This is a genomic window from Paucilactobacillus wasatchensis, assembly GCF_000876205.1.
Lineage (GTDB): Bacteria > Bacillota > Bacilli > Lactobacillales > Lactobacillaceae > Paucilactobacillus > Paucilactobacillus wasatchensis.
Genome location: NZ_AWTT01000026.1, coordinates 1 through 26,410 on the forward strand (window position 1 = coordinate 1; position 26,410 = coordinate 26,410).

Sequence of the window (26,410 nt, forward strand, 5' to 3'; positions counted from 1 at the left end):
GCTGCCAACGACAAATGATAAACAGCATTCAAATTGATGTTGATGACAGCGTCCCAATCAGCATCCTTAGATTCCAAAATTGGGTTTCGTTTAATCATCCCCGCATTGTTTACCAAAATATCGATATGGTCAAACAAAGCCACTGCTTGATCCATCACCTTATTAGCAATTCCAGCCGCAGTTAAATCAGCCTGCATAAATTCAACCTTACTACCTTTGGCCTCAATCAAGCCACGGGTTTCATCCCAACCTTGTGTACCATGAGTAACAACAAAAATATTGGCGCCAGCTTCTGCTAATGCAACCGCATAGGCTTGCCCGAGCCCAGTATTTCCGCCGGTAACAATCGCTACCTTGCCCTTTAGGTTAAAAAAGTTCATTTTGAACGTGTTCAATGCTTCTGCGCGTGCTTGAATTTCTTGTTGTGATTCAGCCATTTAATTTCGCTCCATTCTATTTGCTAGTATGTGATATTCAACATATTTCTCATTAAGAAATGTTGTTTCCTATTTAGTGCCAATAAAACTAGTATAATAGTTTTAGCTAATAATGCAAGCAATTCACCATTAGCCCCGGTCGCAAATTAAATTTCGGCGACAATCCGTTGTTGCATTGTTTTGGCTTGTGCCACAATTTCTCCAATCTTATCCTGCTTTACCCGATATTTTGGAATACTAATACTGAAGGCTCCATATATTCTTTCCTCTTTCACAATAGAAAAGCCCAGGCAATAAACATCAGGTTGATTTTCTTCGTCATCAATCGAGTAACCTCGTTTGCGAATACCATTCAAATTATCCCGCAACTTTTTTTCCTTAGTGATCGTATTTTGTGTCAGCTTGGTCATCTTAACCTCAGCAAAATATTGCTGCAATTTGGTCGGCTCATATAACGATAAAATCGCCTTGCCCATTGCAGAAGAATACATATTCATGCCACCACCAATTCGTGAAACCAGGTATACACTTTGGGGACTTTCCATTTTTTCCAGTAGTGTGATTGTGTCATCCTCGATGATACCTAAATTAATCGTTTCTCTGGTTTGATCACGTAATTCACGCAACAAAGGCAATGCTACTTGGCGAATATCAAACGTAGCATCCACTTTTTGTGCATATCCCAAAAAAACCGTCCCCAAATAATATTGCTTTGTTTTGTCGTTACGCCGAACAAAATCACAGTATTCCAATGTTTTTAAAATTTTTAACACCGTCGACTTCGTCATTGCGACGTGTTCACTGATATCTTTCAAGGTTGGCGCCGTTTGAGCATCCAAAATGAAGTCCATGATTTGTTTGCCTTTAATAAGGACACCACCATACATATTTTCTGTCGTCGCTGCGGTCATATTTGTACTCCTTTATTTCTTATTAGGAAATAGTTTACCTCATTTAGGCAATATTAGAAAGTAGCAGGCTCAACCAAATAAATAAAGACCAGCTGCTTAACCGAGAAAATCGGTTCAACAACTGATCTTTGTTTTCATTTGTTACCTATGATTAACCACACTCTGGCGTTCAATTAGTTTCGTTCCCACAGTCACCTTTTTAACATAATCACGGTCACTATTAAACTGTTCTACCATTAAGTCGACCGCGCTGGCACCCATCTGATCCGTAGCTACATGCACAGATGAAAGCCCTGGGTAAACATAATTAGCAATGGTTGTATCGTTAAAGCTAATCAAACTAACTCGGTTAGGGATTTCAATTTTGGCTTCCTGCAGGGCTTTTAATGCCCCTACTGCCATTGGATCGTTGGCAATGAAAAATGCATGGGGTAAGCCCTCCCCCAATTGCCTGATTGCTTGTTTCATCATCTGGTAACCTGACTCAGAAGTGTACCGTCCTTCAAATACAAATTCAGGCTGATATATCTGTTCGGCTTGCATTTTTTTAATAAAGTAATGTCGCCGCGGATCTGGCACATTTTCTTCATCATCTGCGGTCGTCTCACTACCATAAATCATACCAATATCCTTTAGATTTCGTAACAAGAAAGTATCGATTGCATTACTTACTGAATGGTCAAAATCGGTCACCACACTGTCACAATCAAGCCCCAGTCCATCATAATCTACTAATATAACATGACTATTTATTTGCTTGAATTGCTTAATTTGTGATTGACTAAATTTGCCCACTGCAATAATACCGTCAACATCCGCTGGTAGTTGATCTAAATTATTTTGGTAGACTTGAATTGCTTTAAAGCCCAGCTGCTGGCAATGTTGTTCAATGCCCATTCGAATTGACATGTAATATAAATCGTCCAATTCTTGTTTTTCCGTGTACCACTGGACCACTGCAATCTTCTTAACTTGCTGACGGCCAAACCGTTTGTGTTTGACATAGTTGAGCTGTTCAGCAATTTCAAATACTCGTTGCCGGGTTTCATCACTAACAGACAGACTGGCATCGTAATTTAATACCCGCGAAACCGTGGTTAATGAAACATTTGCCTGTTGTGCAATGTCTTTTAATGTAACTGCCATCCCATTTTCCCCCGAGTATTTGAATTAAAACTGACTGACAAATTGCGATAATGCTTGCTGCCCACGATCATCATTTTTAAACACACCAGCATCTTCCAACACACGCGCAAACACATTTGCAACAGCCTGATGTAATACATCCGTCACATTATCAGCTGTAATAACTTGTTGTTGCTTAATTTGATCTGCCCATGCTACATGCATTGCTGCGATTTGATTGGGTTGACCTAACCAGTACTGTTCAACCTGCGCTAACTCCTCTTTTAAGCGGGCAGGTAAGATAGCACGACCCATAACTTCGATTAGACCAATATTTTCCTTCTTAATGTGCTGCACATCTTGATGTGGATGAAAAATTCCGTCCGGAAATTCAGCCGAAGTGTTATTATCACGCAACACAATATCTAACACATACTGATCGCCATCTCGATGCATAATCGGCGTGACAGTATGATGTTCTTCACCATTTGATTGTGCGTTAATCTGCAGTTCTGGAGCACTATATTTCTTCCACGCGGCCATAATATCAGTTCCAGCACTAATTAATTGGTCTGTGTCACTACTACTTAAACGCAGATCAGTCATCGGCCAGTTAACGATCCCAGCTGCAATTGCCGGGTACTTTTTCATTGTAAATGCTTGTCGAATGCCGGCCTTCATCATCGGAAAGACATGACGCCCGCCCTGATAGTGTTCATGTGCCAGCATTGAGCCACCCACAATTGGTAAATCGGCATTGCTACCAACAAAGTACTCTGGGAATTGACGCTCAATATCAATCAAATTAACCAGTGTTTGGCGATTAATTTGCATTGGTTCATGTTTTTCATCCAAGAAAATACAATGTTCATTGAAATAAGCATATGGAGAGTATTGAAAGCCCCACTGTTGGCCACCAACATTCATGCGAATAATCCGATGATTACTACGTGCTGGATAACCTAATCGGCCAAGATAACCTTCATTTTCCATGCATAACTGACATTGTGGGTACTGATCGTCACTTTGATGAGCCGCAGCCGCAATTGCCTTGGGGTCCTTTTCTGGTTTGGACAAATTAATCGTAATCTGTAAATCACCATACTGCGTTCCCTTTTCAAACACAATATTTTTAGCAATCGCCTTGGTTTTGATATAGTCATTATCCTGGCATAACTGATAAAAAAACTTAGTGGCTGCTTGGGGACTCTTTTTATAGGCTTCCCAAAACCGATTGTTAACCTGAGCTGGTGTTGGTGTCACCAAATCCATCAACTGATCATTTAAAATTTCACGACTAGTAACGTCATCGGTAATCTTCTGATTTTGTACTGCCAAAGCAACTAATTGCTGTCCAACAGTCAAATCACTATCAGCATCAACCTGTGCGTCTTGATCCCCAACTAACGCTCGTACTCGGTTAACCAAATAAAAACGGTCTAATGGTTCGTAACTGGTCGCCGCAATAATTTGTTCGACAAATTGTTCTATCATCGACATTCTAACTCTCCCTCTTATGCAGTACTGTAATTATTTTACTTCATGTGGTCCGTCCACGATTTCAGCATCGTAAAATTCAGCATCATAACCAATGGTTTGCTTATAAGTGGCACCGACATTTTTCTCAAAAGCGTCAACTTGGTCCTTTTTAACAATGGCAATTGCACTACCACCAAAGCCGCCCCCGATCATCCGGGCTCCTAGGACACCTGGTTGTTTCCAAGCGGTGCTTGCTAAGGTATCGAGTTCCTTACCGGTAACTTCATAATCATATTCCAGTGAAATATGTGAAGCATTAATCAAACGACCCAATTTTTCCAAATCTTGGTCTAACAATGCTTGCTTAGCCTTCAACGTTCGTTGATTTTCAATGACCACGTGACGGGCACGCCGAATCAAAATGTCATCATTGATGAGATAAGTATATTGGTCAAATGTATCTTCATCTAAATCACCCAGCGCTTTAATATCAAGCCCTTTTTGCAGACGACGAACTGCTTCTTCGTTTTGTGCCCGCCGTTCATTATATTTAGAATCGATCAATGAGTGTTCCTTATTAGTATTCATAATCACAACGGTGTAGTCGTTTAATGCCAATGGGTAGTAGTGATACTCCATGGTGTTCGTATCAAGCAAAATGGCGTTATCTTTCTTACCCATTCCAACCGCAAATTGATCCATAATTCCTGAATTCAAACCAACAAAATCGTTTTCAACCTTTTGGCCTAACTTCACTAACTCAATTTGTTCGATATCTAAGTTATACTCATGCTTCAAAATGTAACCCATTAATAATTCAATTGACGCTGACGATGACAGGCCCGCACCGTAAGGTAAATTACCATGCACTAATAAATCAAAACCATGGTCAAATTTGAAACCATGCTGTAGTAATTGCACCACCATACCTTTAAAATAGTTAATCCATTTACTCTTAGCTTCAGTTTCGGGCTTCAAATCACCAATTTCGAAGTTTTCAATGTCATCACTCTTCATATTAACTGAATATAACCGAATTTGATTATCAGTCCGTGGTGCATAAACCCCGTAAGTCCCTAAACTAATGGCACATGGAAATACGTTACCACCATTAAAATCAGTATATTCACCAATAATATTAATCCGTCCTGGTGAAAAATAAACTCGTTGACCAGCAACACCGTAAACTTTTTCAAATTGTGCTAATAATTCATTTTTATCCATAATCTTGTTTTCCTCCATCAAAGCTCAAACAAAGTTGAGTAAAATTTTTACTAAATTAAATATAGAAGCAATCACAAATTTTGTCAAGCAGCCTTTTCTAGTAAACCTTAATTTTACAGTAATGAAAGCGGATAACTTTATTTATCAATGATGATCGCAACAATTGGTAAACTTTTAAACCGCCAATCCGGATAAAGTTCGTGAAAAGCTGTACAAACGCCTATTAGACCAATATTTGAATTAAATTTATTAGTAAAAAACTGTTGCATTTTTACTAAACTTGTTTTACATTAGGGTAAGCGTTTACAAATAAGCAAAGGAGAAAACTCAATGGCTAGAAAAGATGAACAAATTAAAATAGATCCAACTGATTTTGCCCATATGGTTCTGGGCGGTAGTCTTAAAAAAGATGATGAAGAAGACTTAGTATACATCAAGCGACAATTACGACTCTACCTGGAATCGTTGTTACTGGCGCAAGATTTCAACGATTTGGAAGAAACTCAGTTTGACGTTGCAAAGGAAAGTCAACGTGACGAAATTTTGCAAAAAATCATTGAACATCGGTATTAATTTAAAATTTTGGACCATAGGAGAATGAGAATATGAAACATGTAAAACAGTATACTTCATATGCCTTAGGTGCGTTTGGTCATGATGCGTTCTACCAAACACTAAGTACCTACCTCATGTTGTTTGTTACTAGTCAGTTGTTTGACACTAGTGATAAGGCGTTTAATGCCCGCATGATTGGCTATGTTACATTATTAATGACCGGAATTCGGTTAGTCGAAATTATTTTTGATCCGCTAATTGGTGGGGCAGTTGATAACACAGACACCCGCTGGGGTAAATTCAAGCCTTGGTTGCTAGTTGGTGCAACAGTTAGTTCCATTATGTTAGTCATTGTCTTTACTGACTTTGGTGGCTTAACCACTAAAAATCCAGTGCTATATTTAGTACTATTCGGAATTGCATTTGTTGTTTTGGATATTTTCTATTCATTTAAGGATATTTCATTTTGGTCAATGCTGCCTGCTTTGAGTGTTGACTCAAAGGTTCGGGCTAAGTTTGGTACGATTGGTCGTTTGGGTTCTACTTTAGGTGCCCAAGGTGTACCAATTGTGATTTTCCCATTAATCGTTTTCTTCTCACAAACATTTTCTGGCACCCACGGCGAGGCAAAAACACATGCCGGCTGGATTGGCTTCGCGGTTGTTATCGCGTTAGTTTCTTTCTTAGGCGCTCTGGCAACTATTTTGGGAACCAAAGAAAAGAAGAGTTTGATTCGTGATAATAGTGAAAAAGTTCGGTTCCGCGACGTCTTCAAGGTACTTGCTAAGAATGACCAACTAATGTGGTTGGCATTGTCGTACTTCCTCTTTGCCTTGAGCTATGTGGTTACTAACTCACTGTTAGCATATTATTTCCAATATGTCCTCGGTCGCTCAGATTCATATTGGTTGGTCGGTGTAATTACTGCAATCTTGGGAATCATTTCAGTATCACTCTTCCCTGCTCTAGTTGCATTAATCAAACGTCGGGCCATCTATGTTGGTGGTATCGTAATGATGCTAGTCGGTTACGGTATCTTCTTAATCGCTGGTCATAACGTGATTGCAGTCCTCGTTGCAATCGCAATCTTCTTCTTCCCATACCCAATGATTTTCTTGGCCGCCTTAATGACGATTACAGATAGTGTTGAATATGGTCAATTGAAGAATGGTACCCGGAATGAATCAGTTACTTTGTCTGTACGTCCATTGATTGATAAAGTTGCTGGTGCCATCGCCAACAGTGTTGTTGGTTTAGCTGCTGTCCATTCAGGAATGATTGGAAATGCCAAGCCAAGCAGCATCAGTGCAGGTCAATTATTAAACTTCAGAAGTTACATGTTCTTTGCCCCAATCGTACTAATTGTCATTGCTGCATTAGTTTACCTGTTCAAGGTTGAGCTATCAGAAGCAAAACATAAGGAGATTGTTACGGAGTTGGAGACAAAACTAGAAGCTGAAAAGAAATAGAGTGTGAACAGCTACGTTAAGAAGCTGTAGTGTAACGTGAAAAAATGAGGTATCTAATTCGGTTTTTGAATTGGGTACCTTATTTTTTTATGTTACAAGGAAGCTTCTGTGGCTGTGAACACGTTTCAAAATAGAGTGTGAACAGCTACGTTAAGAAACTGTAGTGTAACGTGAAAAAATGAGGTATCTAATTCGGTTTTTGAATTGGGTACCTTATTTTTTTATGTTACAAGGAAGCTTCTGTGGCTGTGAATATATTTCAAAAAAATATGAACATGTGAGAAAACAAAAAAGCCAGGGCCAACACCCCAGCTTAGTTAACGTAGCCATGTTTAGTTATCCTTCTCCAAAGCTTCCCAAAGACCATTCAAATAAGCAATTCCCAGTGCACGATCATACAGTCCATAGCCAGGACGACCAGTTTCGCCCCAAATATTACGACCGTGATCAGGTCTGATATATCCATCAAAATGGGTATCATGCAAAGCCTTCATGACTTCAAACATATCAATCGAGCCAGTGGATGATAAATGTGAAGACTCGTGAAAGTCCCCTGGTGCACCGGCAAATTTAATGTTACGAGCATGAATAAATGGCGCACGATCCTGCTTAACAAACTCACGAATCAAAGCAGGCACATCATTTTCAGGATTTTCACCCAAGCTGCCAGTACAGATCGTCAATGCATTGTAAGGACTATCATGCATAGCTACAATTGCTTCCATATCCTCACGGTTTTTATAAATCCGTGGTAACCCAAATAAAGGACGTGGTGGATCATCCGGATGCATTGCCATCTTAATATCGCATTCCTCACAAACTGGAATGATAGCATCCAAGAAGTACTTGAGATTTTCTCTTAACTTTTCTGCATCGACATCAGCATATTCACTGAACAGTCGTTTAACCTCAGCCAACCGCTCTGGTTCCCAACCTGGCAATGAATATCCGTTTGCTTCATCCTGAACGGATTTGATAATATCCTCAGGATCGCCCTCAACTTTGGCAGCCTCAAATGACATTACATTAGAACCATCTTCCAATTTAAGTGCTAGATTGGTTCTAATCCAGTCAAATACTGGCATAAAGTTGTAGCAAATTACCTTAATCCCATATTCGGATAGATTCCGAATTGTTTGCTGATAGTTAGCAATATAGCGATCACGACTTGGTTTACCAATTTTGATATCGTCATGAATATTGACACTTTCAATCACTTCAAGCTTTAAGCCTGCAGCTTCAACCTCTTGCTTAAGCTGCGCGATCCGTTCCTTTGGCCAGACCTCACCAACTGGAATATCGAACAACGCTCCAACAACCTGAGTTGTACCAGGTATTTGACGAATTTGGGAAAGTGAAATTGGATCATCGTCTTGTCCAAACCACCGAAAGCCCATTTTTAACATTACAAATCTTTCCTTTCCAATTAACAAAATTTAAAGTAATATATTAGTATACTTGTTCACGCTTTCATTATAATAGATTAACCTATAAATGCAATGGTCAATTGTCATTATGAGAATTATTACCCGTCCTTACTGCCACTAATCTTTTATTATTGACACACTAACCCGTTTATCGCACAATATTTCATGGAGGCACTATCATGCAAAATGCTGCTAATAATTTACAAACACAAGCATACGAACTGATTAAAAACAAAATTATCCGCGCTGAATATACTCCGGGTCAAAAAATCGTAGAAAAAGAAGTCGAAGCAACGATTAATATTGGTCGCACGCCAGTTCGTGAAGCGTTAATTCATCTACGGCGCGATGGCTTAATTAATGTAGTTCCTCAAAGTGGCACATCCATTTCATTAATTGACATGCACGCTGCCACCTCTGCTAGGTTCGTCCGTGAAAGTATTGAAAAGAAAGTTGTGATGGAAGCTGGTAACCAGATGAATACATTAAATGCGGCCAGCTTTGACCAAATTTTGCAACAACAAAAATTACAAATCGAAAGCCGCAATGTACCAGCCTTTTTTGCTGCTGATGAGGCTTTTCACCGCAAATTTTACGAAATTACCGACAAAATTTTAGTTTGGGATTGGTTACAAATTGTCAATATTCACTTAAATCGATTCCGCTGGTTGCGACTTAAAGTGGCTGAATTGAACTGGGATACATTGATTGAACAGCACCAACATATTTTAGACGCAGTTCAGCACCATAATGTTGAGGAAGCTGGCTTCTTAGCTAGTCAACATTTACATTTAATGTTGGAGGAGCAACAAACTCTGTTAGAGAAGTTTCCTGAATATTTTATTGAGAGGCAGGATTGAATTTTTTGTTGAGCAAATATGTTCCAACTTCTGAAAGCGATTTGTCTCACTCTATTTTAGAAACGTGTTGCAGCCACTGACCCCTAATGTATAAAGTAAAATCACCATAGCAACTTCACAAGACGAAGTTGCTATGGTGATTTTGCCTTATACCACGGAGTCAATTCGTGGCTACGCACACTCTATTTTGACAATTCATTTACGGCCGCCACCACATTTTCTGGTGTAAACCCAAATTCCTTTACAATTTCTTGGCCATTGCCGCTTAAGCCGAATTGGTCGATTCCCAGACTCTTACCATCTAGGCCGACAAACTTACCCCAGGCTTGGCAACTTCCCATTTCGATTGATACTCGATTTCGGACTTCATTAGGTAGCACCTTTTCCTGGTAGTCAGCCGATTGGGCGTTAAATGTCTTGATACTTGGCATCGATACCACAGAGACGTCCTTACCCTGCTTATCTAATTGAGCTTGCGCCTCAAGTGCCAGACTCACCTCAGAACCACTAGCCATGATAATTGCTTCTGGCTTGGCTGCTTTTTGTGGTGAAATAACATACCCACCGCGACTTAACCCATCTGGATTAGTTCGTGCTCCTGCTAATGCAGGCACGCCTTGACGCGTTAGAATAATGACAACCGGATGATCCGTTGACTTTAACGCTACCTTCCACGCCGCTGCAACTTCATTAGCATCGGCTGGTCTAATTACTTCCACGTTTGGAATGGCTTGTAGACTAACTAATTGTTCAACTGGTTCATGCGTAGGACCATCTTCACCAACTGCAATGGAGTCGTGTGTAAATACATAGGTCACTGGAATCTTTTGAATCGCAGCCAACCGAATTGCAGCTCGCATATAATCTGAAAAGACCATGAAAGTACTACCATAAACACGCGTCCCGCCATGCAATGCAATCCCGTTAATCGCAGCTGCCTCACCGAATTCACGCACGCCAAACCATAGATTACGGCTCGTTGGGTTCTGTTTGCTAAACCGATCTGATTCATCAATTTGTGTTTTGTTAGAACTGAATAGATCCGCAGACCCACCCCAGATGGTTGGAATGCTTTCGGCCATCGATTGTAAAATAGTCGAACCCGTTGCACGTGTAGCTTTCGATTCACCATCTTCAAAGACCGGCAAAAAACTGAAATCTGTTGTAATTTTACCAGTTACTGCTTGTTTAAATTGTTGTGCCAGTTCTGGGTAAGTTTGTGAGTATTCAGCAAGCATCTGATTCCAATCACTTTGTGCCTGCGCCCCACGAGTTTGGATCTGTTCATTAAACCGATCGTAAACCCTAGCTGGCACTGTAAATGCTGGCTTGTCCCAATTGTAAAATTCATGTAGTTTAGCGAGCGCATCTTCTTTGAATGGAGCACCATGAACTTTATGAGTTCCCGCACCAGGAGCACCGTAACCAATCTGAGTTTTAACTTCAATAATTGTTGGTTTTTCATGCTGTGATTTGGCTTTAGCAATCGCCGTTGTAATTTCATCCAGATCGTTACCATCTTCGACTCGGAGATAATTCCAGTGGTAAGCCTCAAAGCGTTCCTTAACATTTTCATTAAATGAATTGCTTAATGGTCCGTCCAACGAAACATCATTAGAATCATACAACATGATCAATTTATCCAACCCGTAATGACCAGCTAAACTCGCAGATTCATGTGAAATGCCTTCCATTAGATCACCATCACCACATAATGCATATGTATAGTGATCAACCACTTTGAAATTGTCCCGGTTATAGGTTGCCCCTAAATGCAGCTCAGCCATCGCCATCCCCACTGCCATGCCAATTCCTTGGCCAAGTGGACCAGTAGTAGCTTCAACGCCATCTGTATGGCCATATTCTGGATGTCCTGGTGTTTTAGAACCAATCTGACGGAACCGCTTTAATTCATCCAATGGCAAATCAAAACCTGATAAATGTAACAGACTGTATAATAACGCTGAACCGTGACCAGCTGATAGAATAAAGCGATCACGGTTAAACCACTTGCTATCCTTCGGGTTAGTATTTAAAAACTTTTGCCATAAGACATATGTCATTGGCGCAGCATCTAGCGGTAACCCTGGATGACCTGAATTTGCAGCTTGGACTTCATCCACACTTAGCATTCTTAAAGTATTGACACTTAATTGGTCAGTTTCATCAAACATAATTTCATAAACCTCCAGAAAATTTTCGATTAATTGCTAAGTTTTGATCAGCAATTCAATAAATAATGAGCATGTAAATATCATATCAGTCAGAATTGGTATATTCAAGTAAAAACTTTAAAAAGCCAATATTATAATGATTATTTAAAACAATTGTTAAATTGGTATAGATTGATAAAAAGAGACACTTTCACATTATCAGTTTTAGTTCATAGTTTAAGCTTATGATTATAATTAATAAAAATCAAGAAATATGACGTACTAAATCCTGATTAAATGTCTTTAATATACCAAGTATCACACCCAGAATGAATATCCCCATCAAATGGCTCCGCTAAAGGATGAAAGTTCATTTTTTGGTACAGTAAATTTGCAATTGGTAATTTGGTATCAGTAACGATATACATGCGTTGATAACCGAAATTTTGGGCGTGCTCAACTGCTAAATGGATAAACCGTTTGGATAGTCCGTGGCCCCTGGCAGCAGAATCTATGTATAATTTTTGAAGCTCACAAGTATCATCGGCACCAGCAACCGGTCCAATGCCACAGCCGCCGACGACTTTATTTTGTTCATCAACAGCGACCCAATACTTAGCCCGAGGTAGTGCTTGATAATACTGTGCTAATTCATCTAACTGTGGATCAAAATAAGCAGTCCCTGGACGATCTAGGTGAGCATCGCGCAAACATTGTTGCAAAATTTGTTTCATTGCAAGGTTATCTGACGGAGTTATTTCTCTAATTGTTTCCATCTAATTCCTCCTTTTATGGTTGTAGATATTATACTGTTCTTACCGCTATATTAATACAAATATTTATTAATAATTCAGAAAAAAGTTATCAAAAAAAATCCCTGTCAGCTAATTAGCCTTCAAGGATCTCTTTTATCCTATTTACTTACATCAAACACATAACTATTTGGATAGAAATTCCACCGATAAGCGCGATAAACATACGCTTTATTAGATGGATTCGGTACGGTCAAATTAAATACCTGTTTGCTACCATCAACTTCAATTATGTTACTTTCTTTACCACTATTTTTGAAACCAAAATCAATCAAATAATTATTCTTAGCCAATTTTTGGGTTGAGCCAATAATTTGCGTAAAGTTTGTTTTCCCCAAAGTCTTCCCATATGACCAAGTTTGGTCAATCGTCATTTTATTTGTATTAATATGATATTCAATTGCTTGTGAGTACTTGCCAGACGTTTTCGCGTTACCATTAGTGACATCAATATTATTATCATACAACGTCACATTTTCACTATCAGGATTATTGTCAACATCCCCAAGCAATGACAAGTGATGCTGGCCACCCGTAATCGTGGTACCTTTAGTTGGCTTTAGCAATAGTTTGCGATATTTCCATGGCCACGTGGACTTTTTCTTACCAGAATAGATCCACTTGATTTTATCAGTCTTTAGATCAATTTTCATGATGATATCTTGGTTCCGACCTGAAATCAAGATGCTATGATCATTTTTATCATAGTCAACCGAATTCTGGTGGAACCAGTCAACTTCTCCACCAACCGACTTGTACTTTTTATACATTACAGCTGGCAGGAGACGTTTCAAATCAATCACCTTAGTAACTTTTCCTGTCTTATGAGAAATGACCACCATTGTATCCTCAACGTACTTTGAGCCATCACTAACTGTCGCCAGTAAATCATGATTAGGCAATTCCATGATGTCATGATGAATAATGGTTGTAGCACCGCCAGAAGCTGTTTTGGTCTTAGAACTGGATACTAACTTATTATTGTTAACCCCGGTTTTCGAACTGAAATTATATTCTTTGTAAACCCGGCCTAAAAAGTCAGTTTCTAGTAAATCATTATAAACTTCTTCACTTTGTTTATTTTTGCTCAACATAATTAAGTGACCGGCGTGAATTTGTTTAATCATGTGCTGAGTATATAAAGTTGAGTACCAACGAACATTACCATCTGCATCCACCGCAAATGATTGTTTTGTTGTCCGCACAATCACCGTTAATTTGTTGCTACCAATTTTCATTTCATTCTTATTATTTTTGGTAACTTTGAGATTAACTTCTTTTAAATATTTTGGCAAAGTGGCTGTGGCCTGTAACTGCATTGATTTTGTTTCAGTTGTGCCATCTTTATATTTCACGGTGACATTCACAGTATTAGCACCCGTGTACAAGCCCACTACTGGAACTTGATGGCTAGTAGAATACTTGCCATTAACCGTATTTGTAATTGAGGTTTTGGCCGTCTTGCCAACAACCGTATACGTAACTTTAGCAGCTTTATCGGTTTTAAAAATTATCAACGCGGTTAGTGGTGAAGTCTTATATGGATTCACCTTGATATACGGATCATTCAAACTATAATCATTTGACTTAACCTTAGCTGCATATGACTTATTCAGTGACTTTTGACTATCTTGTCGTGTAGTAACCAGCTTACTACCAACATTGGTTTTAATTTGACTAGTTGATAGTAGACTCTGATCGTTATGAAAATAAAAGTAGCCGCCAATCGCACCAATCACAACGACTAAAGCTCCGATGGCTCCTCAAACATACCGTTTTTTCATTTGCCCGCTCCTATTGATAATACTAGCAGTATATGTGTTTATTTTATAATAAAAGTTTGAATATGTTGTGAATTTTGACAATAAAATAACGGATAGTAGCGCTGTATACCCCGCCACTATCCGTTATTAAATTAATTTACCATGCCAATAATTAGTTGCCCCAAACTTCTTGAGCAATTTCTTTTACTAATTCAATTTTGGCCCATTGCTGCTCTTCAGTAATATTATTACCTTCATCGGTGGAAGCAAAACCACATTGAGTGCTTAAACATAGTCGATCCAACGGAACGTACTTAGCCGCTTCATGGATTCGATCAATAATTGCTTGTTTATCCTCAAGTTCGCCATTTTTGGACGTAATTAAACCGAGAACGACGAGCTGATTGTCACGCACCTTGGCAAGCGGTTCGAAACCACCAGCACGGTCTGTATCATACTCAAGAAAATAAGCATGGACATTTTCACGAGTAAACAAGGGATCAGCAACACTGTCATAGCCACCTGCTGAAGCCCAAGTTGATTGATAGTTACCACGGCAATCATGCGTGTTTACAATCAAATCTTCTGGTAAATCCTTGAGAAATTCATTGTTGACTGTGACATACAATTCCTTTGATTCAGCAATTGCTTTTTGGTCCACTGGTGCCGAATTATCAATCGCACCGTTGTTGAATCCAGCTAACATCCCCCAGGTACAGTCATCCAGCTGTAAGACACGGAGACCTGCATTATACAAATCAAGTGCAACTGTTTTGTATGCCTTAGTGATATCTTGAATCAGTTCGTCTTCACTTGGATAATATTTCTTGGTGATGTCCCTATTATCGCCACGATATAATTCGGCAATAAATTGTGCTGGTGAAGGAATTGTTTGTTTGGCCGTGCTAGGATCGCTCAAGTGATCGTGTAAAAACTTGAAGTGTTCAACGAACGGATGATTCTCACCAGAAATTTTACCAGTTAAGCGAACTGATTCTGTTCGAGTAACCAAATCGTGAAAAACATACCCTTGATCCGCGTAATATTCTTCAACTCCTTGAAGACCCCAGAAAAAGTCGGTGTGCCAAAGTTGACGCCGAAATTCACCATCTGTAATTGACTTTAATCCTGCAGCTTCCTCTTTTTTAATGAGTTCAATGATTGCTTTGTCTTCGACTGCTTTCAATTGATCGGCACTAATTTCATGATTCTGAAATTGAGCCCGAGCAGCTTTCAATTCGGCAGGACGCAAGAAGCTCCCGACGACGTCAAAGCGAAATGGTGAAGTTGTACGTTTAGTGAATGTTTGTGTGGTTTCTGTCATGTGTTTTTCTCCTTTTATATAGAGTGTTGATGAAGCCGGTTAGTCTTCGTAGGCTAAGTTGATTATCTTTTGTTCGTGCGTTTTTCACGAACGAAAGATAATTGGCTTGGACATAGAAGACTGGCTTCAGCGACACGTTTCGGCAATAGAGTGTTTTTTCAACCGGGTTGTTTCCGTAAGCTAAGTTGATTATCTCGTGTTCGCGTCTTTGGCGAGCAGGAGATAATTGGCTTAGCCCTAGAAGGCTGGCTTCAGCGACACGTTTCGGCAATAGAGTGTTTTTTCAACCGAGTTGTTTCCGTAAGCTAAGTTGATTATCTTTTGTTCGCGTCTTTGGCGAGCAGGAGATAATTGGCTTAGCTCTAGGAAACTGGTTGAAAAACCACGTTTCAGCAATAAGAGTGTTGAGACAACCGGTCAGATTCCGTAAGCTAAGTTGATTATCTTTTGTTCGCGTTCTTCGCGAACGGAAAATAATTAGCTTAGCTCTAGGAGTCTGGTTGGCTCGACACGTTTCAGCAATAAGTACCTCAACCTATAAATCCGTCCCAAAGCACCACATGACATGATCACCAATTCCATCCCCAACAAGAAAACAAGCGGTGGTTATCTTATTCAAATGTAGGTAATAAACTTTTCGTTGCATTGAAACCTCCTCCGCTTATTTTGTGCTTGAGGTGGTTACCCCCAAACCTTCGTAGCAACTGACCGAACTAAATCAATCTTGGCCCACTGTTGCTCTGGCGTTAAGACATTGCCTTCTTCAGTTGAAGCAAACCCACATTGTGTTGACAATGCCAAATTCTCTAATGGTACATATTGAGTAGCTTCATTAATACGCGCAACGACTGCATTTTCATCTTCTAATTGCCCATCTTTGGATGTAACTAATCCTAGGACAATCGTTTTATCACTGCGGCCATTAAAAATGGTTGCCAATGGAGCAAAGTCGCCGTCACGGTCATTGTCATATTCGAGGAAGAACCCGTCATAGTTTAATTGCCCTAAGTACTTAGCAACTGCCTCATAACCACCTGAGAATAAGAAGGTTGATTTGAAGTTACCGCGACAAACGTGTGTGGTGACCGTCAAATCAGCAGGTAAATTCTCAAGTAATTCGTTGATTACTTCAACGGCTTCTTGTGCCAACGTTTCATACTTGGCATGTTCTTCCGGTTGATCCTTAGTTTCATTTAATTTACTGATTAGAAACGCCCAAGTAGTATCGTCAATCTGAACATAGCGAGCACCCAATTCATATAAATGTAAAATGGTTTGGTGATAAGCACTAGCTAAATCATGAAGATAGGCTTCCCGATTGTCGTAGAATTTAGGCCAGTTGTCAGAGCGGTTATCCCGAAACAACATTGTTGGTGATGGGATCGTCTGTTTAGGCACCACTCCTGCAGGGGTTACTGACTGTAGGTATTCAAATGCGGCAAAGAATGGATGGTCAGGATTGTAAGCTACCTTGCCAATTAATTCAGCATTATCAGTCCGTGTCTTGGCACCTTGGAATTTATAACTCGCATGGTAATCATATTTTTTAACACCCTTTAACCCCCAGAGAAAATCCAAGTGCCACCAGCTACGACTAAATTCGCCATCGGTCACAGCTTTTAACCCATGCTGTGCTTCAGTTGCAACCAACTTTTCAACTTCAGCATGCTGAATCTCAGCAAATTGGTCATCTGTTAGTTCACCGGCACGATGCTTTGCAATCGCATCCTTTAATTCTGGTGCACGTAAGAAGCTACCCACAATATCATATTTGAATGGTCCAATTTTTGTTTTTACTGTCATAATTACTCTCCCTTTGCTTAATTGATGAATCGAATTTAGTCCATAAAAAAAGTCCTCACCTTCACAGAAAACTGCGAAAGTAAGGACGATTTAACGTGCTACCACCTTATTTTAGGATGCACTCGCGCACATCCCCTCACTAGGTACAAACATACCCTAGCGCGATAATGGGCGCACCCATGGTCACCTTGCAACTGCTCGGTAACCCTCACTTCAAGACCATCTTCCAAACGATAACCAGGTTTCTTTCCACCAGCCAGAAACTCTCTAATCAGGTTTTCGTTCGTACTCATCTTTTCACCGTATTTTAATAATTAGAATGTCAATATCATAAAACGTTCTGTTTAATTTGTCAAATTAAATTTTTAAAATCTTGATTTGATAGCTTAAAAATTGCTTTTTTAGGCCATTTTCGTTAAAATTGACATTATTAAAATTTGATAAGACGGGAAGAGTAATTACTATGAAAGATGAACACAATGATGTCGAATTAAATCGATCACTCGGTTTATGGTCGGCACTGTCACTGGTCGTGGGGACCATCATTGGAGTTGGTATTTTCGTTCGCCAGGCAGCTGTGCTAGATGATGCCGGTTCTACAACCGGTGCGTTATTAGCCTGGCTTGCCGGTGGCATTATTACCCTGACAGCCGGTTTAACCATTGCGGAAATCGCAACACAAATGCCAGAAACTGGTGGTTTATATGTTTATATGGAAAAACTGTATGGCAAACTGTGGGGCTTTTTATCCGGTTGGATGCAAATCATCATTTATGGTCCTGCCATGATTGCTTCATTAGGTGCATATCTATCTTTATTATTAATTGATTTTTTTCATATTCCACAGGCATGGACAATTCCAATTGCTTTGATTTCAATAATTCTGGTCGGAATTTTAAACCTATTTTCTAATCGCTATGGCGCTGGTTTTGCCATTATCACTACCATTTGTAAGCTGCTGCCCGTCGCTGCATTAGTAATCTTCGGATTATTTTTCGGTGATCAATCAGCATTAGGCCACTCCATTTCACAAGTCCATCAAAGTGCCGGCGGTTTTGGTGTTGCCATTCTTGCCACTCTCTTTGCCTTTGACGGTTGGATCTTAGTGGCCAACTTAGGTGGCGAAATTAAGAATCCAAGCAAGCGACTACCACAAGCAATTGTACTGGGTATTTTAGGTGTCTTGGTCATCTATCTATTAGTGACGTTCGGCGTTTTCCGGAGTATTCCTGCCCAAAAAATCCATGATTTGGGGACCGGTGCGATTCCATATATGGCTAACAAAGATTTTGGTACCATCGGGGGCAAACTACTTAGCATTGGCATTATTATTTCAATTGTCGGATGTATGAATGGTAAGATAATGACTTTTCCACGGATCATGTACGCAATGGCCAAAGACAAGGAGCTACCTTTCCAACACGTACTGGCTTATCTAAGCCCTACCACTCGCACTCCAATTTGGTGCACCGTCACTACCCTAGTGATTGCCGGTATCATGATTGTGTTCTTTGATGCTGACCGCCTGTCGGAGCTATGTATTTTCACCGTTTATTGTTTTTACGTCATGGCCTTCTTTGGTCCAACAATTTTACGTAGACGCAATCCAGGAATCAAGCGTGCTTTTTCAATTCCGTTGTACCCACTGACCCCCATCATTGCAATCCTAGGTTCGCTTTTCGTGATTGTTAGTGAGATTATGTCCGATCTACAAGGTGTTTTACTATCATTTATTTTTGTGATTATTGGCATCCCCGTTTTCTACTATGAGATGCGAAAACAAAAGGACGATTAATTTACCAAAATATATAACCCCAATAATTTGGCTTTTGCCGATTATTGGGGTTTAATTAATGGAGAAGCTCTTATCCTGATCAACTTTTCAAAGGAGTGATGGTATGAAACAAATTACGATCGCCAATCAAACAGTACCTGTAATTGGTGTTGGCACCTGGAACATGGGCGAAATTGCTGCACTGCATGACCAAGAAGTCCAAGCTATTAAGACTTACTTGCAGGCCCGGTGCCAAACTGATCGATACAGCAGAAATGTATGGCAATGGCAAATCAGAACTATTAGTGCATGATGCAATCAAAGATGTAGACCGTTCACAATTGATGATCGTCGACAAAGTGTTACCACAAAATGCTTATGCTGCGCACATGGAACATAGTCTAAATCAAAGTCTGCAACGACTTGGTACAGATTATATCGACCTTTATTTGTATCACTGGCGCGGTAGCACCCCACTGACCGAAACCATCAGTGAACTCGAGCGATTGCAGCAAACCGGTAAAATTATTCGTTGGGGCGTGTCTAACTTTGATACAGTTGATATGCGTGAATTAATGCAAATTAATGGTGGCAAGCACGTTGCAACTAATCAAGTAATGTATAATTTAAAACACCGGGGAATTGAATTTGATTTACTAAACTGGATGCAAGAACATCAACTGCCGACCATGGCGTATTCGCCAGTTGCTCATGGTGATCAACTTGGCCGTGCAGCAGTTGCTAACAGCCAGTTACAAGAAATTGCAGCTAACCACAACTTGACGGTTATGCAATTGATGCTGGCCTGGTCAATTCAACCTGATGAGATTATCGCGATTCCACAAACAAGCCAACCACAACATGCCGCAGCTAATATGGTTGCTGGCGAGGTTTTATTAACAGCTGATGAATTAGAGCAAATCAATCATGTTTTTCCAGCACCAACAACGAAACAGCAACTATCAATTCTATAGAGGATGGTGCATCAATTCATGGCAACAATTAATTGTAATGACACACTGGCAGTTGCCTGCCACCGCATTTTTGCGGCTGATTTAAATGAACACGGAACTTTATTTGGTGGTCGCATTTTAGATTTAGTGGATCGTGAAGCTTCGATTGCCGCAATGCGAGTGGAGCGTCAAACTGTGGTAACTGCCACATTTGACCATGTTGATTTCGTCGCGCCATTTAAAATTGATGATTCCATGTGTCTGGAAGCTTATGTCACCGGGTTTGGTTCGCGGTCCATTGAAGTGTTTGCTAAAGTCACAGGCGAACATCTCAAAACAGGTGACCGATTTCTTGGCTTTACCTGCTTTGCAACCTTCGTAATTGACGAACCAGATGCCCAAGTAAAATTCGAGCAAGTAATTCCGACCACGCCAGAACAACAGCAAACGTGTGCCCATTATGCAGATCGAGTTGCATTAAGACGGCAAACACGCCAAGCTAGTTTGGCGTTATCACAGCACATCGACACTGCGTTCCCATGGTCGAACAAAAATTAAACTTCTGGTTAAATTCACCAAATATTCACTTATTGTGAGTGAATATCCGTTATGATGAACTAGTAAGACCTGTACCTTCATTGGTTCGGTTTTTCATCAACAATTGCCAATAATGTCAGTTTTTGCTGTCATTACTGGCTTTTTTTGTTGGCTAGACATCGTTAAATCGTACTTATGTTTCATAATCACCCTTTCATATTACAAACAACACAAAAACAGCGAAAAAAGAAAAGCCTGTGTCATTTGTTTGTAATCTTTATCCTGTAGTATACGTAGACGTTGATGAAGATAACTCACAAACAAAAAGGATGGTTTTTAAATTTATGAAATTAAACAAAAACGTTGTTAAGTTTTCTGCTGCAGTTGCAGGTGCAGTTGCACTAGGTACTGTTGCAGTTGCTACAAACGCTAGCGCCGATACAATCTACACTGTTAAATCAGGCGATACTCTTTCACAAATCTCATACAATTACTCTAACGACCTCAGCTTGGTCGACACAATGGTACAAAAGAATAACATTGCTGACAAGAACTTAATCTATGTTGGCCAAAAATTAATCATTAAAGATGATGGCGAAGTTCGTCCAGCTACTCAAACTGAAGTTGAAACAACTCCAGCAGCTAGTTCAAGTGCTACAAGCTCAAGTGCAGCAACAAGCACGAGCGCAACTAGTGCCAGTGCTGCTGGCTCAGAGGCCGCTGCAAAGGCTTGGATTGCTAACCGCGAATCAGGTGGTTCATACACCGCTACAAACGGTCAATACATTGGTAAGTATCAATTGAGTTCAAGCATGCTTAACGGCGACTACTCAGCTGCCAACCAAGAAAAAACTGCTGATTCATACGTAGCAAGCCACTACGGTTCATGGGCAGTTGCAAAGGCACACTCACAAGCTTATGGTTGGTACTAAAAAGAGTGCGAATAACCGCGTTCTAATACCGTAAGATAAATTAAAAAAGGCAATCAATAAATTCGAGATGTTGGAATTTATTGATTGCCTTTTTTGATTTATCTCTAGGTGTTAGCGGTTATTCGCACGTTTACTCAGTTTAAATACGAAAATCTAGCCAAGCCTTTCTCGTCGTGGCATCACTAGATTCAAAATAATGGCTGTAATCGCTGCAATTGCAATTGGTGAAGCCAACAAATATTGTACCATTTGCGGTGTCTCATGCAGCACTTTAGCTGGCAATAATACCAAGGCAATTGTCAAAATAATTGGTAGTCCAATAATGTATAAATCAGTTTCCCCTGTCTTAATCCCACGAATAACATTTAAGCCATTTAACATAATCGTGACGCAAATTATGGCGAAGACACCACCAATTACAGGAGCTGGGATTGCTGATAGAAAAGCAGATAACTTACTGAAAAATCCAAGCAAGATAAACCAGCCACCAGCTGCGATAAAGACACGTTTGCTGGCAATACCAGTAATTGAAATGATACCGGCATTGGTTGAATAGCCGGTTACTGGGGTTGTCCCTGCCAATGCAGCTACTAAACAGCTTAAACCTTCGCCGATAATTCCGCGATTCCATTGTTGCTTGGTAATTTTATGATTGGTTACAGCCCCCATAGCAAACCAAGTTCCTGTCGTTTCAGTGGTCAAAATCGCATAAATAATGATAAATGTGATGATTGCCGTAAATGAAAAGTGAACACCATAATGAAAAATTGTCCGCCAAGGTAAGCTAAACCAAGGTGAATTAGCGACAGTTTGCCAGTCAAAGCGGCCCATAAGAGCAGAAATACCTGTACCAACCAATAACGCCAGCACAATTGAACCGGTTTTAAAAATGCGTTGCACTTTTGGAAAACGAATACTAATTGCGACTGCAATTAGCAGTGTCAGCGCAGTGAGTGCCGCTAGTTCGATGTTTTGGTTGATATTACCGCTAGCTTCAAACACATTATCATTTAAGGCTGATGGGATTAATGAGAGCCCAACGCAGGTAATAATCGTGCCACCCACAACGGCCGGTACCAATGTAGAGATAATGCGTTGAAACATGCCACTGAGCCCTAACAGGATCAATAAAATAGAACCCACAATTAGTGCCCCTAACAACGTCCCCATTCCACTGGCAACACCTCCAGCAGCCAAAACAACTCCTGCAGCAGCACTGAGAGGAACAAACGATGGACCCTGTGATACTGGCATTTTCATGAACAACCAAGTCTGTAAAATTGTTCCAATCCCTGCCGCCAAGAAGGTTGATTGTAACAACCCAGATGTATCACCCGAACTCATTGATAACATCCCAGCTAAAATAACTGGTGGAACATAAACATCCATCGCTAACACATGTTGTAATCCCAACACTCCTGCTTCAAAATTAGGAACTTTATCATCCGGTCCAATTAACAATCCGTCACGTTGTGCTTGCATCTTCAATCTCCTTAAGCTGTCCACATTATTTTTCATCAACTGAAACTTGAAGCAAGTTTAGCACGTAAGATATCACTTGTCTATTTGATATTGTTCGTTTTCCTGCTTAAATTTCACCAATGATCCACTTTATTTGCTAGTTAATCAGCGTGGAATTTTAACCAAATTCAATCCATGAAAGACGTCCTTTTTTGCAGGTAGGCCATTTCATCATAGATGATATGTTGCTGCAGTTGCTCTGCAATCTCGGCAGGTAAATCTCCCGATGATAATGCTTGCTGGAAAAACTCATATTCTGCATGAAAAGCTTGTAAAAATAATTGATAAATTACTTCGTTTGAAGGAGTAGGAAAACCCAATCTGCGATGACGTTGGCGATAAAATCGTTGAATGGCATGCAACTCAGGCCCTGCTTTGTGGCTTCTAAATGGTTCAATTGCTGCCATTGCCGCCTCAAAACCGACTGATTCAACTGGATGAATATCATTGCCGTTAAGCATAAAGACCCGTTGCCAGTATAACTGCTCTGAAATTAGCGGCGAAGTCAGCAACATACTTTGTCCAACGCTCAAATCTCGCCGCCGCCTAATGTGGATACCAAATTTAATTCTCAAAAATAAGTTATGCAAAAAATTGCCACGCATTGTGAACATGCTTAAATCCAAAAATCTTGTGTAATTACTTAATTCAGTACTACTAATTTTTTGCTGATCATAAAGCTCTCTAATTGCTGTTCGTTCGGCATAATCAGCCTCATTTAAAATCTTTCGCTGTAAATGAGAATTGTTAAAATGTCGCCGCAGCAGTTGTTGTGAAATTGTGTCCACAACAATCGAAGCTTCCGCCGGATGATCATTATCATCTCGAATTTCATGAATACCTGCAATAATCATTTTTATTAACCAGTGTTCCGAATTATCTGGCTCAGCCTGTTGTGAGCCCTTTGTAATTTTGGGCAATAAAACGGAAGCAAAACCAATACTAAGTAAAATAACAACTGTCGCAATGAAAACTAACATCGGTCGATATACGAACGGCTGGCCATTAATCGTTTCTGGTAGCAAAAATGCTAATGAAAGTGAAATAGTACCACTCACTCCGCTAAATGCCATGATCCAGCTGTCCGTCCAACGGTGCTTACTTTCTAAGTGCATCCACACTAAATAACGCGTCCATAATAATCTTAAAATCAGTTTAGCGAAATACAAGACCACGCCCGCTAAAATAAGGAGCCAAATCAGAGTTGTCCGCTGCGCCATAATTTGTTTAACAACCAACGGTAACGAGACGCCCAATAACACAAAAACGCCGCCTGATAATGCCTCTTCCACAATTTCCCAAACATTCGCCCGGACAAGCTGCATTCTGCTAGAAACAAGCCCTAAATTATCTCGTTCAGAGCCTTGAACTAGGCCGGCTGCCACTACGGCCAAGATGCCAGACAGATTGAGTTCTTCACCAATAAAATAAACTAAAAATGGCACCATTAATTCAACTGATACCATAATAAAGGGAGTATCATCACTAAGGTTGATTAACAGTCGTAAGATGGAACGGACAACGAACCCAAAAATAGTTCCTAAAGCCAACCCACCAATAAATTGAATTAGAAAAATAGACATTGCATGATTAAATGAAAATTCGCTCGTTATAAAGACAGATAAAGCTAAATCAAAGATAACAATTCCTGAGGCATCGTTAAACAAGGATTCGTTTTGCATAATGATTTGTGGTATTTGATATTCTTCAGTTTTAGGAGTCAAAGTGCTCACGGCGGCTGCATCAGTTGGCGTAACAATGGCACACAGCGTAATTGCTAAAACAAGTGGAATAAATGTAAACACAGTATGTAGCAACACACCAACAATAATGACGGTCACAATTACCAATGCAATCGATAACGAAAAAATATTAATTGCACCACGACCAATCCAATAACGTGAAGCTGATTGAGCTTCATTGTAAAGTAAGGGGGCAATAACTGCTAAAATAAACAAACTTGGATCCAGTGTAAAACTCCTGAATAGTGGGAAAACTGTCAAAATAACACCAAAAGCAATCAAATAAATTGGCAATGGTATTTTACCGTAATGCCGAAATACCACATTTGCCATTATCACTACAACTAGCATAGACAAAACGAAAAATATTGTATGCATTTCAATCCTCCCTATAATTGATTATATTTTAACAGTTTTTCACCAAATAACACTATCCTAACTTCCCCCTTCAACTGAACTTTCAGTGGCAAAATATTTTATCAGAAATGATAGTTTTTGTATTCTAGCCATCATAATGGGTTTACGAGTATAGTTGAGCAATTAGTAGATCACAAAAAAAGCTCATGAACATTTAAGTCCATGAGCTTTTTTGGAATCTCATCAATGCCGCCGGTGGGGGTCGAACCCACACTCCCTTGCGAGAACTGGATTTTGAGTCCAGCGCGTCTGCCAATTCCGCCACAGCGGCATCAAAAATAAGATTTAGGTGACAAGATTCAAAGGTGGTAACCGGATTTGAACCGGTGATGAAGGTTTTGCAGACCTCTGCCTTACCACTTGGCTATACCACCATCCTTAAAGTCCAAACAGATCGAGCTGACCAATTCAAACAGTGCATGATGGAGTCAAAGTCCACAACGTTATCACTTGGCCTAAACCCAATCAAAGGGCGGTATGTGGGGATCGAACCCACGCGTGCCGGATCCACAAACCGGTGTGTTAACCGCTTCACCAATACCGCCAAGATATTCAGTTAAGCAGGGATAGTAGGAGTTGAACCCACACCGACGGTTTTGGAGACCGTAGTTCTACCATTAAACTATATCCCTATTATAAAAAGTGGAGGGGAGTGGATTCGAACCACCGAACCCGAAGGAGTGGATTTACAGTCCACCGCGTTTAGCCAGACTTCGCTACCCCTCCATAAATGGCGCGGGACGGAATCGAACCGCCGACACACGGAGCTTCAATCCGTTGCTCTACCGACTGAGCTACCGAGCCAATTTATGAAAAATTAAAATAACACACTAACAATATAATGATATACCTGCCACTAAACCATTGCAACTATTTCATTAAGTGGAGGATACAGGGCTCGAACCTGTGACCCTCTGCTTGTAAGGCAGACGCTCTCCCAACTGAGCTAATCCTCCATAGAAAAGTGACCCGTACGGGATTTGAACCCATGTTACCGCCGTGAAAGGGCGGTGTCTTAACCACTTGACCAACGGGTCATAGAACGGAGAGTAAGGGGTTCGAACCCTTGAAACAGGCTTTAACCCGTTTACATCATTTCCAATGATGCTCCTTCGGCCAGCTCGGACAACTCTCCAATATCCAAACCCTGGCACAATAATTTATTGACCAGAGTGCCAAAGTTTTGATAATC

19 protein-coding genes, 9 tRNA genes, 1 pseudogene and 1 other annotated feature are annotated in these 26,410 nt (G+C 40.2%); of the genes and pseudogenes, 7 read left to right on the forward strand and 22 right to left on the reverse strand.

All coding sequences use genetic code 11. The features are described 5' to 3' along the window. From WDC_RS05605 to WDC_RS05625, 5 genes are all read right to left on the reverse strand, one after another. On the reverse strand, window positions 1–437 hold a 437-nt coding region (locus WDC_RS05605; protein ID WP_044010904.1), incomplete at its 3' end, for an SDR family NAD(P)-dependent oxidoreductase. A 146-nt stretch (window positions 438–583) separates the two neighbouring features. Then, window positions 584–1,348: an IclR family transcriptional regulator gene (locus WDC_RS05610; protein ID WP_044010905.1), complete on the reverse strand. Its 765-nt coding sequence runs from the start codon at window positions 1,346–1,348 to the stop codon at window positions 584–586. A 141-nt stretch (window positions 1,349–1,489) separates the two neighbouring features. Further along, on the reverse strand, window positions 1,490–2,494 hold the full coding sequence (locus WDC_RS05615; RefSeq protein ID WP_044010906.1) for a LacI family DNA-binding transcriptional regulator: 1,005 nt from the start codon (window positions 2,492–2,494) through the stop codon (window positions 1,490–1,492). A 24-nt stretch (window positions 2,495–2,518) separates the two neighbouring features. Next, on the reverse strand, window positions 2,519–3,973 hold the full coding sequence (locus tag WDC_RS05620; RefSeq protein ID WP_044010907.1) for a UDP-glucose--hexose-1-phosphate uridylyltransferase: 1,455 nt from the start codon (window positions 3,971–3,973) through the stop codon (window positions 2,519–2,521). A 30-nt stretch (window positions 3,974–4,003) separates the two neighbouring features. After that, complete coding sequence (locus WDC_RS05625; RefSeq protein WP_044010908.1) at window positions 4,004–5,176, reverse strand: galactokinase; 1,173 nt, start codon at window positions 5,174–5,176, stop codon at window positions 4,004–4,006. Between the two features lie 330 nt (window positions 5,177–5,506). Between WDC_RS05625 and WDC_RS05630 the strand changes: the two genes are divergently transcribed. Together WDC_RS05630 and WDC_RS05635 are read left to right on the forward strand one after the other, a co-directional pair. Then, window positions 5,507–5,749 carry a hypothetical protein gene (locus WDC_RS05630; protein ID WP_044010909.1) on the forward strand — a complete coding sequence of 81 codons (243 nt, stop codon included), beginning with the start codon at window positions 5,507–5,509 and terminating at the stop codon, window positions 5,747–5,749. A 32-nt stretch (window positions 5,750–5,781) separates the two neighbouring features. Then, on the forward strand, window positions 5,782–7,200 hold the full coding sequence (locus WDC_RS05635) for a glycoside-pentoside-hexuronide (GPH):cation symporter (RefSeq protein WP_044010910.1): 1,419 nt from the start codon (window positions 5,782–5,784) through the stop codon (window positions 7,198–7,200). A gap of 332 nt (window positions 7,201–7,532) precedes the next feature. Here WDC_RS05635 and uxuA read toward each other — a convergent pair whose 3' ends face one another. Continuing rightward, on the reverse strand, window positions 7,533–8,606 hold the full coding sequence (gene uxuA, locus WDC_RS05640; protein WP_044010911.1) for a mannonate dehydratase: 1,074 nt from the start codon (window positions 8,604–8,606) through the stop codon (window positions 7,533–7,535). Window positions 8,607–8,806: 200 nt separating this feature from the next. Between uxuA and WDC_RS05645 the strand changes: the two genes are divergently transcribed. Beyond that, on the forward strand, window positions 8,807–9,487 hold the full coding sequence (locus WDC_RS05645) for a GntR family transcriptional regulator (RefSeq protein ID WP_044010912.1): 681 nt from the start codon (window positions 8,807–8,809) through the stop codon (window positions 9,485–9,487). A 182-nt stretch (window positions 9,488–9,669) separates the two neighbouring features. On the opposite strand, the gene tkt is transcribed toward WDC_RS05645, so the two are convergent. From tkt to WDC_RS05670, 5 genes are all read right to left on the reverse strand, one after another. After that, window positions 9,670–11,661 (reverse strand): transketolase, encoded by a 1,992-nt coding sequence (tkt, locus tag WDC_RS05650; RefSeq protein ID WP_044010913.1) that lies wholly within the window; start codon window positions 11,659–11,661, stop codon window positions 9,670–9,672. 272 nt (window positions 11,662–11,933) lie between these two features. Continuing rightward, window positions 11,934–12,416: a GNAT family N-acetyltransferase gene (locus WDC_RS05655; RefSeq protein WP_044010914.1), complete on the reverse strand. Its 483-nt coding sequence runs from the start codon at window positions 12,414–12,416 to the stop codon at window positions 11,934–11,936. 137 nt (window positions 12,417–12,553) lie between these two features. Next, a complete protein-coding gene (locus WDC_RS05660; RefSeq protein WP_225349623.1) occupies window positions 12,554–14,191 on the reverse strand; it encodes an aryl-sulfate sulfotransferase in 1,638 nt (545 codons plus the stop codon). Between the two features lie 196 nt (window positions 14,192–14,387). Beyond that, window positions 14,388–15,539: a 5-methyltetrahydropteroyltriglutamate--homocysteine S-methyltransferase gene (locus WDC_RS05665; protein ID WP_044010915.1), complete on the reverse strand. Its 1,152-nt coding sequence runs from the start codon at window positions 15,537–15,539 to the stop codon at window positions 14,388–14,390. A gap of 681 nt (window positions 15,540–16,220) precedes the next feature. Beyond that, entirely contained in the window at window positions 16,221–17,342 is a 1,122-nt protein-coding gene (locus tag WDC_RS05670) for a vitamin B12 independent methionine synthase (protein ID WP_044010916.1), read from the reverse strand. 78 nt (window positions 17,343–17,420) lie between these two features. Continuing rightward, window positions 17,421–17,652, reverse strand: a binding site (T-box leader). Window positions 17,653–17,805: 153 nt separating this feature from the next. On the opposite strand from WDC_RS05670, the gene WDC_RS05675 reads away from it, so the two are divergent. The 4 genes and pseudogenes from WDC_RS05675 (at window position 17,806) to apf (ending at window position 21,538) form a co-directional block, all read left to right on the forward strand. Next, on the forward strand, window positions 17,806–19,137 hold the full coding sequence (locus WDC_RS05675) for an APC family permease (protein ID WP_044010917.1): 1,332 nt from the start codon (window positions 17,806–17,808) through the stop codon (window positions 19,135–19,137). 103 nt (window positions 19,138–19,240) lie between these two features. Then, window positions 19,241–20,090 (forward strand): annotated as a pseudogene (locus WDC_RS05680) (aldo/keto reductase). 18 nt (window positions 20,091–20,108) lie between these two features. Beyond that, entirely contained in the window at window positions 20,109–20,627 is a 519-nt protein-coding gene (locus tag WDC_RS05685) for an acyl-CoA thioesterase (protein ID WP_044010918.1), read from the forward strand. A 323-nt stretch (window positions 20,628–20,950) separates the two neighbouring features. Continuing rightward, window positions 20,951–21,538, forward strand: coding sequence for an aggregation-promoting factor (apf, locus tag WDC_RS05690; protein ID WP_044010919.1), 588 nt, complete (start codon window positions 20,951–20,953; stop codon window positions 21,536–21,538). Window positions 21,539–21,691: 153 nt separating this feature from the next. On the opposite strand, the gene WDC_RS05695 is transcribed toward apf, so the two are convergent. The 11 genes from WDC_RS05695 to WDC_RS05745 all read right to left on the reverse strand — a co-directional run bounded on the left by WDC_RS05695 (window position 21,692) and on the right by WDC_RS05745 (window position 26,353). Beyond that, complete coding sequence (locus tag WDC_RS05695; protein ID WP_044010920.1) at window positions 21,692–23,020, reverse strand: uracil-xanthine permease family protein; 1,329 nt, start codon at window positions 23,018–23,020, stop codon at window positions 21,692–21,694. A gap of 167 nt (window positions 23,021–23,187) precedes the next feature. After that, the gene (locus tag WDC_RS05700) at window positions 23,188–25,179 is read right to left on the reverse strand and encodes a cation:proton antiporter (protein ID WP_044010921.1); all 1,992 of its coding nucleotides are present in this window, start codon (window positions 25,177–25,179) and stop codon (window positions 23,188–23,190) included. A 226-nt stretch (window positions 25,180–25,405) separates the two neighbouring features. Continuing rightward, window positions 25,406–25,489: transfer RNA gene (locus tag WDC_RS05705), tRNA-Leu, on the reverse strand. A gap of 32 nt (window positions 25,490–25,521) precedes the next feature. Further along, window positions 25,522–25,592: transfer RNA gene (locus WDC_RS05710), tRNA-Cys, on the reverse strand. Between the two features lie 97 nt (window positions 25,593–25,689). Further along, window positions 25,690–25,762 (reverse strand) — tRNA-His (locus WDC_RS05715). 17 nt (window positions 25,763–25,779) lie between these two features. Then, a tRNA-Trp gene (locus tag WDC_RS05720) sits at window positions 25,780–25,850 on the reverse strand. A gap of 11 nt (window positions 25,851–25,861) precedes the next feature. Beyond that, window positions 25,862–25,944 (reverse strand) — tRNA-Tyr (locus WDC_RS05725). A 5-nt stretch (window positions 25,945–25,949) separates the two neighbouring features. Beyond that, window positions 25,950–26,022, reverse strand: a tRNA-Phe gene (locus tag WDC_RS05730). Between the two features lie 79 nt (window positions 26,023–26,101). After that, window positions 26,102–26,174: transfer RNA gene (locus WDC_RS05735), tRNA-Val, on the reverse strand. Between the two features lie 9 nt (window positions 26,175–26,183). Then, window positions 26,184–26,255 (reverse strand) — tRNA-Glu (locus WDC_RS05740). Between the two features lie 6 nt (window positions 26,256–26,261). Further along, window positions 26,262–26,353 (reverse strand) — tRNA-Ser (locus WDC_RS05745). Window positions 26,354–26,410: the final 57 nt, after the last annotated feature.